General features: G+C 40.7%; 12 protein-coding genes. 3 read left to right on the top strand and 9 right to left on the bottom strand.

Going from position 1 to position 14,830, the window contains the following annotated elements; genetic code table 11:
• Positions 1 to 51 precede the first annotated feature (51 nt).
• The 8 genes from citZ to dnaE all read right to left on the bottom strand — a co-directional run bounded on the left by citZ (position 52) and on the right by dnaE (position 11,876).
• Entirely contained in the window at positions 52 to 1,167 is a 1,116-nt protein-coding gene (gene citZ, locus GJS40_RS07275) for a citrate synthase (protein WP_270897221.1), read from the bottom strand.
• A gap of 714 nt (positions 1,168 to 1,881) precedes the next feature.
• The gene (locus GJS40_RS07270) at positions 1,882 to 2,277 is read right to left on the bottom strand and encodes an FxsA family protein (protein ID WP_270897220.1); all 396 of its coding nucleotides are present in this window, start codon (positions 2,275 to 2,277) and stop codon (positions 1,882 to 1,884) included.
• 61 nt (positions 2,278 to 2,338) lie between these two features.
• Entirely contained in the window at positions 2,339 to 4,093 is a 1,755-nt protein-coding gene (gene pyk / locus GJS40_RS07265) for a pyruvate kinase (protein WP_270897219.1), read from the bottom strand.
• A 212-nt stretch (positions 4,094 to 4,305) separates the two neighbouring features.
• Positions 4,306 to 5,265, bottom strand: coding sequence for a 6-phosphofructokinase (pfkA, locus tag GJS40_RS07260; protein ID WP_270897218.1), 960 nt, complete (start codon positions 5,263 to 5,265; stop codon positions 4,306 to 4,308).
• Between the two features lie 90 nt (positions 5,266 to 5,355).
• Entirely contained in the window at positions 5,356 to 6,312 is a 957-nt protein-coding gene (accA, locus tag GJS40_RS07255; RefSeq protein ID WP_270897217.1) for an acetyl-CoA carboxylase carboxyl transferase subunit alpha, read from the bottom strand.
• Positions 6,305 to 7,183, bottom strand: coding sequence for an acetyl-CoA carboxylase, carboxyltransferase subunit beta (gene accD / locus GJS40_RS07250; protein ID WP_270897216.1), 879 nt, complete (start codon positions 7,181 to 7,183; stop codon positions 6,305 to 6,307). Before accD ends, accA begins: the two co-directional genes overlap by 8 nt.
• 45 nt (positions 7,184 to 7,228) lie before the next feature.
• The gene (locus tag GJS40_RS07245; protein ID WP_270897215.1) at positions 7,229 to 8,491 is read right to left on the bottom strand and encodes an NAD(P)-dependent malic enzyme; all 1,263 of its coding nucleotides are present in this window, start codon (positions 8,489 to 8,491) and stop codon (positions 7,229 to 7,231) included.
• A 67-nt stretch (positions 8,492 to 8,558) separates the two neighbouring features.
• Positions 8,559 to 11,876 (bottom strand): DNA polymerase III subunit alpha, encoded by a 3,318-nt coding sequence (dnaE, locus tag GJS40_RS07240; protein ID WP_270897214.1) that lies wholly within the window; start codon positions 11,874 to 11,876, stop codon positions 8,559 to 8,561.
• A 211-nt stretch (positions 11,877 to 12,087) separates the two neighbouring features.
• Here dnaE and GJS40_RS07235 point away from each other — a divergent pair, with 211 nt between their 5' ends.
• The 3 genes from GJS40_RS07235 to GJS40_RS07225 all read left to right on the top strand — a co-directional run bounded on the left by GJS40_RS07235 (position 12,088) and on the right by GJS40_RS07225 (position 13,223).
• Entirely contained in the window at positions 12,088 to 12,393 is a 306-nt protein-coding gene (locus GJS40_RS07235; protein ID WP_270897261.1) for a YtrH family sporulation protein, read from the top strand.
• Positions 12,390 to 12,902, top strand: coding sequence for a sporulation membrane protein YtrI (ytrI, locus tag GJS40_RS07230; protein WP_270897213.1), 513 nt, complete (start codon positions 12,390 to 12,392; stop codon positions 12,900 to 12,902). The genes GJS40_RS07235 and ytrI overlap by 4 nt, the downstream gene beginning before the upstream one ends.
• Positions 12,903 to 13,004: 102 nt before the next feature.
• Positions 13,005 to 13,223 carry a hypothetical protein gene (locus GJS40_RS07225; protein ID WP_377902106.1) on the top strand — a complete coding sequence of 73 codons (219 nt, stop codon included), beginning with the start codon at positions 13,005 to 13,007 and terminating at the stop codon, positions 13,221 to 13,223.
• A 645-nt stretch (positions 13,224 to 13,868) separates the two neighbouring features.
• On the opposite strand, the gene GJS40_RS07220 is transcribed toward GJS40_RS07225, so the two are convergent.
• Positions 13,869 to 14,825, bottom strand: coding sequence for a DHH family phosphoesterase (locus tag GJS40_RS07220; RefSeq protein ID WP_270897211.1), 957 nt, complete (start codon positions 14,823 to 14,825; stop codon positions 13,869 to 13,871).
• Positions 14,826 to 14,830 lie beyond the last annotated feature (5 nt).

Genomic DNA, 14,830 nt, shown 5'->3' with positions numbered 1-14,830 from the left:
TGAACATAAACATCATATTAGTGGTAGCCATGTCGGCTTTTTCATCATGATTTATCTTTCATTGATTGGTACGTATGTTTGTTTTTCGGGACCGACATATTCAGCACGTGGGCGGATTAAGCGGTTGTCACTATATTGTTCTAAAATGTGTGCTAACCAACCAGAAGTACGGCTCGTTGCAAAAATTGGCGTGAATAAATCATGATCAATCCCTAGGCTATGATACACAGAAGCAGAGTAAAAATCAACGTTTGGTGGAAGTCCTTTCTCTTTTACGACAATCTCTTCCATTTTGATAGACATTTCGTACCATTTTGTTTCCCCGGTAATTTCAGTGAGTTGACGGGACATTTCACGCAAATGTTTCGCACGTGGATCACCTTTTTTATAGACACGATGACCGAATCCCATAATTTTTTCTTTATTTTCAAATGCTTTGCGGAGATATGGCTCAACTCCATCAACATCTCCAATTTCCGTAAGCATTTTCATCACGCGTTCATTGGCGCCACCGTGTAATGGCCCTTTCAACGCTCCGATTGCGGCAGTAATCCCGGAGTATACATCAGATAGTGTGGCAACACACACACGGGACGTAAAGGTAGAAGCATTCAACTCGTGATCAGCATGCAATACGAGTGCTTTATTGAAAGCAGTAACAGAAATGTCGTCCGGTGTTTCTCCCTTTAGCATGTACAAAAAGTTCGCAGCGAAGCTCAAATCTTTTTTCGGAGCAACTGGTTCTTTTCCTTCCCGAATACGGCTAAAGCCTGTTACGATTGCTGGTATTTTTGCTTGAATGCGAATCGCCTTTCTTTTGTTTGCTTCCTCAGACATGTCATCTGCTTCTTCGTCATAAAGTGCTAATTGAGAAATAGCTGTGCGAAGCGCTGCCATTGGATGTACTTTGTCAATTGGATAAGCTTTCATGTAATCAAAAATTTCTTGTGGAACATCCATATTATCCGCTAAATCTTGTGTTAGCTGGTCCAACTCTTCTTGCTTCGGTAAACGGCCATTCCACAAAAGGAAAATGACTTCTTCAAATGAAGCGTTTTCTGCTAAGTCATCAATGTTGTACCCTTGATACGTCAAAACATCGTCGATAATAGAACTGACACTGGACGTCGTTGCAACTACTCCTTCCAAACCACGAGCTGTGCTCATATCAACCTCTCCTTTTCACAGAAATATGTTTGAAAACATGCTTAACAGACATAACTAGAACGCTCAGTCTGTTTCATACGCATGTCGCCACCAAGTTGGTAGCAAAATGGCACCATCTGTATGGCTTTTCTTTCAGGAATCTATGTAGGACGGATTGCGAAGCCTTCTTCATTATAAACATTTTTTACTGATTTGTGAACATCACGTGACAGAAAAAAAGAAATATCTTCTTGTTTCACTCACATGTAGAGTCCTTGTCCATCGTTTTCTTTTCTAAACTATGAAAGGACCAACTTGCTTCTTCACGAAAGAAATGGTCCCAAACTTCTCACGCTGTTGTCATATGGGGATCCGTTCGTTATCGTCCTACCCCACCTTTTGCAACCTAGGCGACAACCACCTTAAAAGGAAGAGAAAAAACGGATAAAATGATGTAAGCGCTTCACCTAGTTGTATTTAACCTAATTTCCCCGTTACCATCGGGACGAAAGAGAAATAAATCTTCTCGTAATCATTTTGTAAAAAATGAAAACACTTTATCTCTAGTATCACAAAAAATCACAACTACAATGACCACCGATTGGTTTTCCCAATCAAACCGAGCGCTAACAAGATGATGAATATCGTTAAAATATTAAAAATACGTTCATCCTCCCACATAGACTTCGCTTCCTATCCTATCATACAATAGTCTTTTCTGTCATGTAACAACGTTTACCTTCGATGAATATATATGATGTTCCTTGTCTTTATCATGTAACGAAATAGATTTTCTAAACCTCGTTTAAACAATTTTCTCGAGCTTGGCAAGAGAAGTAAAAAACCGAGGACATCGGTAATAAATCCCGGTATGATTAATAAAATCCCGCCACCTAGAATGCAAATACCATCCAATACAATTCCTTGAGGAACTTCCCCGTTTTGTATTTTCAGACGTGCTGTCATCAGGACCTGTGTTCCTTCTTTTTTTGCTAACCATATTCCAACAACTCCGGTCAAAACAATCAATAAAATCGTTGGCCAAATACCAATTGTGTTACCCGAAACGATAAAAAAGACCACTTCAAGTAACGGTACAACAATGAATAAAGGGATAAGCCATTTTCCCATGTTGCCTCTCCTTTCCGTAAAAGGGATAAGCTGCTTCCCTTTGAAGCAGCTACGGTTATCTTTATAACACGCTTGCGTGACCACGGTATATGTCACCACGGATTCCATCGACGGTGACTTCTTCTCCGTCTTTTAGTTTTTCCATGGCGCCTGAAACTCCAACAATGACCGGGATGCCTAAACTTAAACCGACGACAGCGGCGTGAGAAGTAAGTCCTCCTTCTTCCGTAATCACTGCTGCAGCTTTCTCAAAAGCAGAAATCATGTCTTTATCGGTACCATAAGTGACTAAAATATTTCCTTGTCCCATCTTTTCATTTGCTTCTTCTGCTGTTTTGGCAAGTACGACTTTCCCTGTTGCCGTTTTTCTTCCGATTCCTTGTCCTTTTCCGATAATTTCACCAATCACATGGACTTTCATAATATTTGTCGTTCCTGTTTCTCCAACTGGTACACCGGCAGTGATAATCACAAGATCCCCGTGACGCACGAGACCAGATTTCAAGGAGGTTTGCACAGCATTGTCTAACATTTCATCGGTTGTTTTTGCGGAAATACCAAGAAGTGGAGTGACTCCCCAAACGATAGATAAGCGGCGTAGTACTTTTTCTTGGCTTGTGACGGCAATAATCGGAGAGTCCGGACGGTACTGCGAAACGACTTTGGCAGTGTAACCACTTTCTGTCGCTGTTAAAATGGCAGCAGCGTTCAAATCATAAGCGGTGTGCGAAACTGCTTGACTAATTGAATTCGTAATGGAACGCTTACTTTCTTTTGATCTTTTCATATAAATATTTTCATATTTCAAAGCAGACTCGGCTTTTTTTGCGATATTGCTCATCGTTTTTACGGTTTCTAATGGATAGTGACCGATGGCTGTTTCGCCCGATAACATAATGGCGTCGGTCCCATCAATAATAGCATTAAAGACATCGCTTGCTTCTGCTCGGGTCGGACGTGGGTTGCGGGTCATGGAATCAAGCATTTGCGTTGCGGTAATGACAGGTTTGGCGTGAGCGTTACATTGTTGAATGAGTTGTTTTTGAACAAGGGGAACTTCTTCTGCCGGTATCTCGACTCCTAAATCCCCCCTTGCCACCATCAGTCCGTCTGACACTTCTAAAATGGCATCGATGTTATTAATTCCTTCTTGATTCTCGATTTTAGGAATAATTTGAATATCCTCGGCTCCTAACTGTTCGAGTAATTCTCTTATTTCCAAGACATCGGCACTTCTTCGCACGAAAGAGGCAGCGATAAAATCAATTCCTTGTTCAATTCCAAAGCGTATATCCGACGCATCTTTTTCCGTCATGCCGGGAAGATTTAACGACACATTTGGGACGTTTACTCCTTTACGATCGGATAACTCTCCATGATTCAACACTTTCGTCTTTATATCTGTACCGAGAATATCTATGACTTCTAATTCAATGAGTCCATCATCTAAAAGAATTTTATCCCCGAGTTGAACATCTTTGGCTAAATCCTTATAAGTCACGGAAATTTTTTCTTCCGTTCCTTCGACTTCTTCGCCAGTTATCATTAATTCTTGATTTTTTTGCAGATAAATCTTTCCGTTTTTCATTTTGTGCGTACGAATTTCCGGACCTTTTGTATCTAACAAAATACCGACTTTCTTTCCTGTTTCTTTTTCCGCTTGCCGAATTGTTTCAATGCGTCGTTTATGTTCTTCATAATCCCCATGAGAAAAATTTAAACGGGCGACATTCATTCCCGCTTCCATTAATTGCTTCAACATTGATAAAGATTCACTGGCTGGTCCAATAGTACAAACAATTTTTGTTCTTCGCAATTTTCAAGCCTCCCTACTTCATACTTCCAATATATACCCGTTTTTTCGTGATATCGTTCCAATTTTACACATACTTTATTTATTTTTCATATTGTTTTGAAGTAAACGAATGAAATAGGATGTCTCCATTTATTGTAACACATGGAGACGAAAAATAACCTTATTTGAGACATCTAAACCGGCTACTCTTTGAGAATAGCCGGTTCAGTTGATTAAATAGATAGTTGTTGGGAAAGTTCGTAGAGTTCGTTATGACTCATTTGTTTCGTATCAAACTGATGAGAAAATGGGTGAGTCACGACGCGATGATGTTCAATGCCGGTCATGACACCACTCTTTCCATCTAAGAGAAGCGAAACGGCATGAGCACCAAGACGGCTAGCTAATACTCTATCATTTACTGTCGGAGCGCCGCCTCTTTGGACATGGCCAAGAACGGTAACACGAGTTTCTAAGCCCGTTTTTTTCTCTATTTCTTTACCTAACGTCAAACCGCTCCCGGCACCTTCTGCGATTAAAATAATACTATGTTTTTTTCCACGTTCATACCCTCGTAATAAACGGCTCGTAATGTCATCTAAGTCCCATTCTTTCTCTGGGATGATGACCGACTCGGCACCTCCGGCTACAGCCGCCCACAAAGCAAGGTCACCCGCGTCACGCCCCATTACTTCAATCACATAGGTTCTTTCGTGGGAAGTGGCTGTATCGCGGATTTTATCAATCGCTTCAATAATCGTATGAAGGGCGGTATCAAAACCAATGGTAAAATCCGTTCCGGGAATGTCATTATCAATCGTGGCCGGTACTCCAACTGTTGGAAACCCAAGCCGATGTAGTTCATTTGCTCCACGAAAAGATCCATCTCCTCCAATAACAACCAATCCTTCAATTCCTTCGTTTTGCAAATGTTGCAGCGCTTCTTGTCTCCCCGTTTCCGTTTTAAATGCTTCCGAACGAGCGGTGTACAACATCGTGCCCCCGCGGTGAATCATATCCCCAACATCTCCAATATTAACCGTTCGTTGTTGATTTTGAATCAACCCATTATATCCATACTCGATCCCGATTACTTCCACACCATGATAAATTGCTTTTCGAACGACAGCACGAATGGCCGCGTTCATTCCTGGTGCATCGCCCCCACTGGTTAACACAGCAATTTTTTTCAACCTGGACTCCCCCTTTATTATTTTTCATTCAAATTTTAAGTAAAAGAAAATACTTCCTGTCATTGCAACAGAAAGTATTCGCTGACATTCCTATAAAGTAATAATCTCTCCAATTTCTTTATATTTTTCGTATCGTTCTTTTACCAATTCAGATGCCGATTTCCGAGTTAATGTATGTAAAGACTCTTCCAATACTTGATCAATCAGCATCGCTTGTTTTTTAACATCTTTATGAGCACCGCCACGCACTTCTTCAATCACCGTATCAACCACCCCTAATTTTTTTAAATCCGGGGCAGTGATTTGCATCGTTTCCGCTGCTTGTTTCGCATAGCTCGCATCTTTCCATAAAAGTGCTGCTGCACCTTCCGGAGAGATGACCGAATACGTAGAATTTTCGAGCATATGGATGTAATTTCCCACTCCTAAAGCAAGCGCGCCCCCGCTTCCACCTTCTCCGATAACGATGCTAACAATCGGAACTTTTAAGCCTGCCATTTCACGAAGATTTCTTGCGATTGCTTCACTTTGACCTCTTTCTTCTGCCGCTTTTCCTGGATATGCCCCTTTCGTATCAATAAAACAGATGACAGGGCGGGAAAATTTTTCTGCTTGTTTCATGAGACGTAACGCTTTACGATAACCTTCGGGATGGGGCATGCCGAAATTGCGATAAATATTATCTTTCGTGTCTTTCCCCCGTTGATGACCAATGACCGTGACCGGGTTCCCTTTATATAAAGCAATGCCTCCCACAATAGCAGGATCGTCCGCAAATAACCGATCCCCGTGCATTTCTAAAAAGTCGTTAAATAAATGCTCGATGTAATCAAGAGTGGTAGGTCGCTCGGAAAATCGGGCAATTTGTACTCTTTGCCACGGATGAAGGTTGCCGTAAATATCTTCTTCCAGCTGAGCAAGACGGCCTTCTAACGTCTGGATTTCTTCACTTAAGTCAATTCCTTTTTCTTTCGCAAACGATTTTAATTCTGCAATTTTTTCCCGAAGTTCCACCAATGGCTTCTCAAATGAGAGGTGATTAGACAAGTTCTTCCCCTCCTTCTTCTCGGTGATAACCATGGATGCGAAGAACTGTTTTTAAAGTCGATTTCATTTCATGGCGGTGAACAACCCGATCGAGCTGACCGTGTTCCAGCAAAAACTCGGCTGTTTGAAAGTTCTCTGGTAACTCTTGACGAATGGTCTGTTCAATAATGCGTCTTCCCGCAAAGCCGATGAGAGCTTTCGGTTCGGCAAAATTGTAATCTCCTAATGATGCAAAACTTGCTGAGACGCCCCCTGTGGTCGGATGAGTCATGACTGAAATAAATAACAAACCTGCCTCGTCAAGCCGATGCAAAGCAGCACTTGTTTTTGCCATTTGCATTAAGCTTAACATTCCTTCTTGCATGCGCGCTCCACCAGAAGCAGAAAAAAGAATAAAAGGGCGTTCTTTCTCAATCGCTTTTTCAATTGCTCGAGTGATTTTTTCCCCTACAGCGACCCCCATACTTCCCATGCGAAAACGACCATCCATGACACCGATAACAATCGGGATGCCGTCTAACTTTCCTTCTCCAGTGACAACTGCTTCATTGAGATTCGTTTTCTCTCTATCTGTCGCTAACTTCTCTTTATATTCCGGAAAGGAAAGAGGGTCTCCTGAAATAAGATTTCGATCGTATTCCACAAATGTGTCTTCTTCTATAAGAGAATGAATACGCTCATATGCAGTCATTGGTAAATGATGATCGCAACGAAAACAGACGTTGTGATGCTTTTGTAATTCTTTCGTATACATGATCGTTTTACATTCGGGGCATTTTGTCATCACCCCTTCCTTTGTATTTACTTGTTGTTTTCGTTCAGAGGGGATTGTCGCGTATCTTCTCCTTCTACTAAAAAAATCTTTTAACACGAGCACACCTTCTTTACTTCATCATAGTCGCTTCGTTTGATTTATTTAATCAATCACCGCGAGTTTCTTCGTTTTTGCAGCTACTTCTTCTGGATCAACTTCTTTTCGAGCAACTCCGGTTTCCATCGCAGCTTTTGCTACTGCTTTCGCTACCGCTGGAGCTACCCTTGCATCAAACGGAGAGGGAATCACATAATCTTCTGTTAAATCTTTTTCATCAATTAAATCGGCAATCGCGTGTACCGCTGCTTTTTTCATTTCCTCATTAATATGAGTCGCATTCACATCAAGCGCTCCGCGGAAAATGCCCGGAAACGCAAGGACATTGTTGACTTGGTTTGGGAAGTCCGAGCGACCGGTTCCAATCACTTTTGCTCCTGCTTTTTTTCCTTCATCCGGCATAATTTCAGGCTCTGGATTTGCCATCGCGAAAATGATCGGGTCCTTATTCATGGATTGAATCATCTCTTCTGTCAGTGCACCGGCTGCGGAGACACCAATAAAAACATCTTTTGCTTGAATGACTTCTTCTAGGTTCCCTTTCACTTTCTCTTTATTCGTTACTTTGGCGATTTTTTCTTTTCCACTGTTCATTCCTTCCGGACGTCCTTCGTAAATGGCACCCTTTGAGTCACACAATATGACATCTTTCACACCAAGCTCTAACAACAGCTTAATAATTGCAATACCCGCTGCTCCCGCTCCATTCACAATTACTTTACTATCTGATAATGTTTTCCCGGTGACTTTTAATGCATTGATTAGGGCAGCGGCAGTAACAATGGCCGTTCCATGTTGATCGTCATGGAACACCGGGATATTTAATTCTTCTTTTAAACGTTCTTCAATGATGAAACAATCAGGAGCAGCAAAGTCTTCTAAGTTAATTCCACCAAAACTCGGCTCCATTAATTTCACTGTTTGAACAATATCATCTATATTTTTCGTGTCAAGACAAATAGGAAAAGCATCGACACCGGCAAAGGATTTAAACAGAACTGCTTTTCCTTCCATTACCGGTAGAGAAGCTTCTGCACCAATATCTCCTAATCCAAGAACAGCTGAACCGTTGGACACAACGGCAACCATATTTCCTTTCATTGTGTATTCAAAAACGTTTTCTTTATTTTGATGAATCTCTTTACAAGGTTCAGCTACTCCTGGAGAATACACTAAGCTTAAATCTTTGGCATTCCTTACAGGCACTTTCGACTTTGACTCTAATTTCCCTTGATTTTCTCGATGGATTTCTAGTGCCTTCTCTCTAGTTGACACGAACTTCACTCTCCTTTTTTGGCATTCATTCATCTATGACCACACATGTCGTGTTAACGATAGAAAACTTATTTCATTATAACAGATGCATTGCACATGTTCATCCTTCTCTTTTTTTCATGGCAATATAATCTTTCGGCAATAATTTTTGTATTTCTTTCAAACAATGAGAAGAGGCGCTGGTCCGGTACTCGTCATGAAACTGAAATAATTGCTTTTTGACCTCGTCATATAGACAAACCTTCACGCCTCCTGGATAGCGTTTTAATATTTGTTTTATTTTGTTCCCGAGATGGTGTCGTTCTAATCGGTGATCGAGTTTTAAATATAACGTAAATTGTGATTGTTCCACAAGATCCCTCAACAACACCATCTCGTCTACTAAAATTTTTTTTCGTTCTGTCCTTCTATCTTGTTTTCCTCCTACTAGTACAGCTGACTGATTGGACAATTGATTTCCCCATTTTCGATAAGCAGATGGGAAAAAGACAGCTTCAATTTCTTCCACTCCATCGGTCATCGCCACAAAAGCCATATTTTCCCCGTTTTTCGTCCTTACTTTCTTTATATTTTCTACCATTCCGACTACCCAGAAAAATGAAGTTGGAAAAGGTTGGTCGAATGAAACCGGAGAAAAGGGAGCAAGCACGTTCCGGTAACTATCCAGTGGATCCCCGCTTAAATAAACATGCGCCACCTCTTTTTCATACGAATACCGCTCACTTTCCGTCAACGGTGTGACTTCGACAAAACGGAAATTCGTTTCATCGCTTGTCATGAGCCCACCTAAGTCTCGCTCAAATTCCGCAAATTCAAGCGCATTTTCGATGGAAGCAAGTAAAACGGCCCGATCTTGTCCACTAAAATCAAAAGCACCGGACTTAATCAACGATTCCAAAAATGGACGTTCTAATACGCCTTTATTCATGCGAATGAGGAAATCGATAAACCCTTTAAATGTTCCTTTCTTTCTCTCTTTCATGATTTCTTTCATATGTCTCATCGTCACAGAAGAGAGAGCAAGAAGACTAAACAAGATTCCTTCTTCCCGTGCTAAAAAGGCCGGACCGCTCTCGTTGACTGTCGGCGGTAGAATAGTGATTCCTCGCTTTCTCGCTTCCCTTATGTATGTCGCTAATTTTTCCGGATGGTGTTGATAAGTGGTTAACAAGGAAGCATAAAAATCTTTCGGAAAATGAGCTTTCAAATAAGCAAGTTGATAAGCAATCATACTATACGCCACCGCATGAGAGCGATTAAAACCGTAATCGGAAAATCGCACAATGGTGTCATATATCCGGTGGGCCGTTTCTTCTGCATACCCTTTTTTTAGCGCTCCTTCCACAAAATGCGTTCTTTCTTTTTCTAATATTTTTCGATTTTTTTTACTCACCGCTCGCCTTAATAAGTCCGCTTCTCCATAGGAATATCCTGCCATCACGGCAGCGATTTGCATAATCTGTTCTTGATATACGATGACTCCATAAGTATCCGCCAAAATGGAAGCAATGTCTTCATGAGGATATTGTACTTCCTCTAACCCGTGCTTTCTTTTTGCGTAGATTGGGATAAACGCGGATGGCCCGGGGCGAAACAACGCATTGACCGCTACAATATCTTCAAATTGATTGGGACTGATTTCCTGCAATGCTCTTCTCATTCCGTCTGATTCTAATTGAAAAATTCCTGTCGTTTCTCCTTTTGCTAGCAATTCGAAGGTTTTTTCATCATTTAACGGAATCGCTCTAGGAGTGATGGTTTCATTTGTACGACGATGAATCGATGAAATGATTCTCTCCATAAAACTTAAGTTTCTTAGTCCCAGCAAATCGATTTTAAGAAGCCCAATGTCTTCCAGGGATTCCATAGAAAATTGGGTGAGCGTAAGAACCGTGTCTCCTTTTTTTATTAACGGGACACGAGTTGTTAATTTTTGCGCACTAATCACAATTCCAGCAGCATGAACGCTCGAATGACGCGGGAGTCCTTCAATTTTCATGGCAAGGTCCACCATTCTTTGAGCGAGCGGTTCTCGGGATAAAAAACTTTGCAAGTCGTGATTCTTTTGAACAACTTCTTTTATTGTTGTTTGGGAGGAAAAAAAAGAAACCAATTTATTCACTAATGGTGACGGGGCTTCAAATATTCTTCCCATATCTCGCAGGGCTGCTCGTGCTCCAAAAGTTCCGAAAGTAATAATTTGAGCGACATGTTCTTCTCCGTACGTTCGTTTCACGTATTGCATCAGTTCTTCTCTACGGTCATCCGGAAAATCGAGATCAATATCCGGCATAGAAATTCTCTCGGGATTTAAAAAGCGCTCGAATAATAATTGAAAATGAAGTGGATCTACCTCTGTAATTTCCAATACATAAGCAACGAGAGAACCGGCGGCAGAACCTCTTCCTGGTCCAACAAGAATCCCTTGTTTCCGGGCATAACGCACTATATCTGCCACAATTAAAAAATAATCAGCAAATCCCATCGTACAAATAACTTCCAATTCGTCCTCCAGTCGCTTGAGTATCGTATCGTTTATCTGTTCATATCTTTTCTTCAATCCCCGTTCACACCACTCGCGTAATACTTCTTCCGCCTTCTTTCCTTCTAAAAAAGGATATTGAGGCAGCAATGTTTCACCAAGAGGAATCGTGACATGGCACGCTTCTGCAATCGAAAGAGTGTTAATAAATGGTTCCTTTCTATCTTGGTAAAAGGGTAGAACATCTTCTTGCGTCGTAAAATAACCCGGATGTTTTACTTCCTCTTTTGCCTCGCGGAACGTTTGATTCCGTTGAATCGCTTGTAAAGCGACAAACGTATCCCGGTCTTCTTTCCTTATCATTTGCACATTATTTCCATACACGAGTGGAATACAGGCTTGCTCTGCAAGTGCTATCCACTCTTCCATTTCTTTTTGATAGGGAACTAACGGACAGTATTCCATATATAACGGCGCAGAAATGGATGTCCAATCATCTAACAATTGAGAGGAAGAAGAATGATCTCCTTGAAAAAGGTAGTGGGATACTTCGCTTTGTAAAAAAGGAAGAATCACATATACATCTTGAAGTTCCTGTTGAAACTGATCAAAAGAAAGACTTTCGCTCGTATTTTTGATCGTAGATAAGGATAACAACGACTTGTAGCCATTTTCAGTTTTCGCAATCAACAGGACAGGAAAAGTAGTGTCATTGGAAAGAATCCCATCTATCCACAGTTCCATGCCGATAAGAGGCTTGATTCCATTTTCTACACATTTTTTATAAAAGGGAATCACTCCGTAAAGCACGTTCGTATCCGTCATTGCCAATGCTTTCATTTCCTGATCTTTCGCTTTTTTAATGAGTGCATCCATCGTCGCCGTGCTTTCCAATAAACTATACTCGGTGTGCACATGTAAATGGACAAAATTCATGACACATGCTCCTTTTATCCGTTCCATCATCGTTCCTTTAGTATACCAAGTGATAAGAAAAACTAACAAATCACAAGGATCAAAAATAAGCATAACAAGCTTGAACTTGTCTTATATCTATATTATAGACAATTGACATGCGCTTTTTTCTATGAGGAGAGTGAAAGGAGGAGTTGATTTGATTAGTCGAGAATTTGCCGGAACGTTAGTGATGGACTTTTTCGTCGCATTCGGTGTCATATTTGGTGGTTCTTTCATCGGTGGTATTGGAGCATTGCTTATTGGAAAACCTCCTTTATCTACCATTCACGAGTTAGCTTCCAGCTTAAAAATTTGGGCTCTTGTCGCTGCGATTGGAGGTACATTTGACGCCATTCATTCCTTGGATCGAGGACTTTTTTACGGAACGCACATTGATATTTTTAAAACGATTGCCATGCTTTGTTCTGCCCTTGCTGGTGCTAATCTTGGAACTCTTCTCATTCAATGGATCACCCAGGAGCCACTCTCCCCATGAGAGTTCCTCCTTACTATAAGCGCCCCGGATGGCAACGTTTTTTTGCCGGTCTATTTATAGGTGCAATCGGTGGGTGGTGTTTTTTTCTCTTTCAATTCGGGTCCATTCACGAGCGACTTGTAATAGATTTAAATAAACAAAAACTACAAATCGAACAACAAAAAGAAGAAATTGAACTGTTAAGAAGCGCTGAAAAAGAAAGAAATGAAGAAAATGAAAGAAAACTAACGATTCAAAACATCTATATTGCATTCACCAACGAAAAAGAAGCCCGTCTCAATGAGTTAACATTATATGAGCTTCGCCAACAAGTAGAAGATGAGATAAAATTTTTAAAAAATAAAAACATTGAAAGTGTCGTTGAAGGAAAAGAACTAATAAAAAAAACAATTGAAAATAAAACATATGAGATTGGTGATCATCACGGTTACCTTCAAATTGAAGAAATGCACATCTACTCTACACTCGAACTTCATGTAAAAATCATCCAACAAGAAGAAAAGTCGTAAATATTTTTTAATTTCTTTCCAAAATGTTAAAAATATTTAAATAAGCAGCATTCAAGTTAAGAAAAGTCGGGTATAATGATGGTAAACACTCAAAGCTAGGAGGTGTTTCACTTGGATGTAACGGACAAAAAAATGATAATGAATCGAAAAGAGCTGGCGTTTGAAAAAGTTGAAAAGATTAAAACAGGTTATTCCGCTTTTGCTGAGTCAGATGAAGTCATTCAATTAATACGCAAAGAACTAGACAAACAAAACATCGAAGTGTATGAAGATAAAACAGAATTAGGATCGTGGTTTATTCCTACAAATAAAAAAGAATAGATCAAGTATTGCTATTTCGTGTTGTTTCACACGAGTTTTTCGCTAAATCGATGCTTTTTCATTTTCTTGGCATCCATTCACAATGAGTTTGAGGCGAAAGAGACGCAGTGAAACAATATCTTTTGATGCTGAAACGGTACCATGTGCCATGGGTAGGTCTTGGCATCAATCCGCTATGAATTTTTGCACGGAAACAGTGTCATGAGCTTACCATGGCTTGTTTCCAAGAGCAGGTCGGCATTGAAAGAGTGCCATAAGTCATCCATGATTTGCTTCCATGAGTAAGTTGTTACTGAAGAAGTGCCATAAGCCGTGTATGACTTGATTCCGTGAGCTGGGTGGCATTGAAAGACTTCCATGAGTCGCGTATGGCTTGCTTCCATAAGTAGATTGTCACCGAAGTGGTACCATAAGTCGCTCATGAGTTGCTTCCATAAGCAGGTTGTCACTAAAGAAGTGTCATGAATCGTCCTTAACTTTTCCATAAGCAGGTAGACACCAAATAAGTGCCATGAACTAGCCACGAGCCATAGTTGAATGCCACAATGAAGTTTTAGTGGAAGTGACGCAACAATTTTTATCTTATCTTAAAAAACTGTCCAAAAAGCCACCATCATTCATGACTTTTTGGACAGTTCACTTGCATTATACCACTTCCGCACATTTTTCATTTAACTCTCTAATGATTTCTTTCATTTCTGCTTCATCTTTCACTTTAGCTCCTGCTGCCATTGGATGACCTCCCCCGTTGTGCTTTTCTGCAATCGTATGAATCACTGGACCTTTCGATCGTAGTCTCACCCGATATGTTCCATCTTCCTCTTCCACAAAAAAGACCCACGCTTTCAGTCCTTCCGTGTTGGCAAAGGCATTCACCACTGCTGAAGATTCGTTCGCCGTCACACCGTATTCTTTCAACGTTTGTTGAGTAAGATAAGCGATTCCCAAGCCGTTCTTAGTCAGTTCAAAGTCCAGTAGCACTCTACCTTTTAAACGAATCAATGCTTCACTATTTTCGTAAAAATGAGTAAAAAGCTCGGTCGTGTCGAAAGGATATTCCAGTGCTTCCGCTGCTAATCGTAGCGTTGTTGGAGTTGTGTTAGAAAATTGAAAACGTCCGGTATCTCCGACAATGCCAGCATATAAAAGACGAGCGGCTTCTGTTGTCCATTCCCACCCTTTCGACTCCTTTCCTTCCATTGCTAAAGCAAGAATCATTTCCGATGTGGAACTTGCTTTTGTATCCACCCACATTACATCGCCATAATCTTCTACTTCCGGGTGATGGTCAATTTTAATTAATTGTTTTCCACTATTCCATCCATCCCCATCAATCCGTTCTGTATTTGCCGTATCTAACACGATCACAAGCGCATCCTCTTGGACCTCTGTCTCACGATAGCGATACGCTTCTTCAGACACGAGAAAAGAAAACGAATCGTCCATCTCTCCTTTGGCGATGACTGTTTTATTCGGATAATTATGTGTAATTAATAAAGCTAAGCCGATTTGTGAACCGAGAGCATCAGGATCGGGCTTTTCATGTCGATATAAAAAAATGGTATCATAGGATTCAATTGCTTCAATAATTGTCTTCTTCATTTTGT

It is taken from the genome of Aliibacillus thermotolerans, from assembly GCF_027853235.1.
Taxonomy (GTDB): Bacteria; Bacillota; Bacilli; order Bacillales; family Marinococcaceae; genus Aliibacillus; species Aliibacillus thermotolerans.
This window is presented reverse-complemented; position numbering and strand designations above follow the sequence as displayed.

What these genes read in the sequence shown, in the direction of transcription:
- citZ (WP_270897221.1), bottom strand. Translation starts at nt 1,167, where the DNA reads ATGAGCACAGCTCGTGGTTTGGAAGGAGTAGTTGCAACGACGTCCAGT.
- ytrI (WP_270897213.1), top strand. Translation starts at nt 12,390, where the DNA reads ATGAGAGTTCCTCCTTACTATAAGCGCCCCGGATGGCAACGTTTTTTT.
- GJS40_RS07245 (WP_270897215.1), bottom strand. Translation starts at nt 8,491, where the DNA reads ATGAATGAATGCCAAAAAAGGAGAGTGAAGTTCGTGTCAACTAGAGAG.
- GJS40_RS07270 (WP_270897220.1), bottom strand. Translation starts at nt 2,277, where the DNA reads ATGGGAAAATGGCTTATCCCTTTATTCATTGTTGTACCGTTACTTGAA.
- GJS40_RS07235 (WP_270897261.1), top strand. Translation starts at nt 12,088, where the DNA reads ATGGACTTTTTCGTCGCATTCGGTGTCATATTTGGTGGTTCTTTCATC.
- GJS40_RS07220 (WP_270897211.1), bottom strand. Translation starts at nt 14,825, where the DNA reads ATGAAGAAGACAATTATTGAAGCAATTGAATCCTATGATACCATTTTT.
- dnaE (WP_270897214.1), bottom strand. Translation starts at nt 11,876, where the DNA reads ATGAATTTTGTCCATTTACATGTGCACACCGAGTATAGTTTATTGGAA.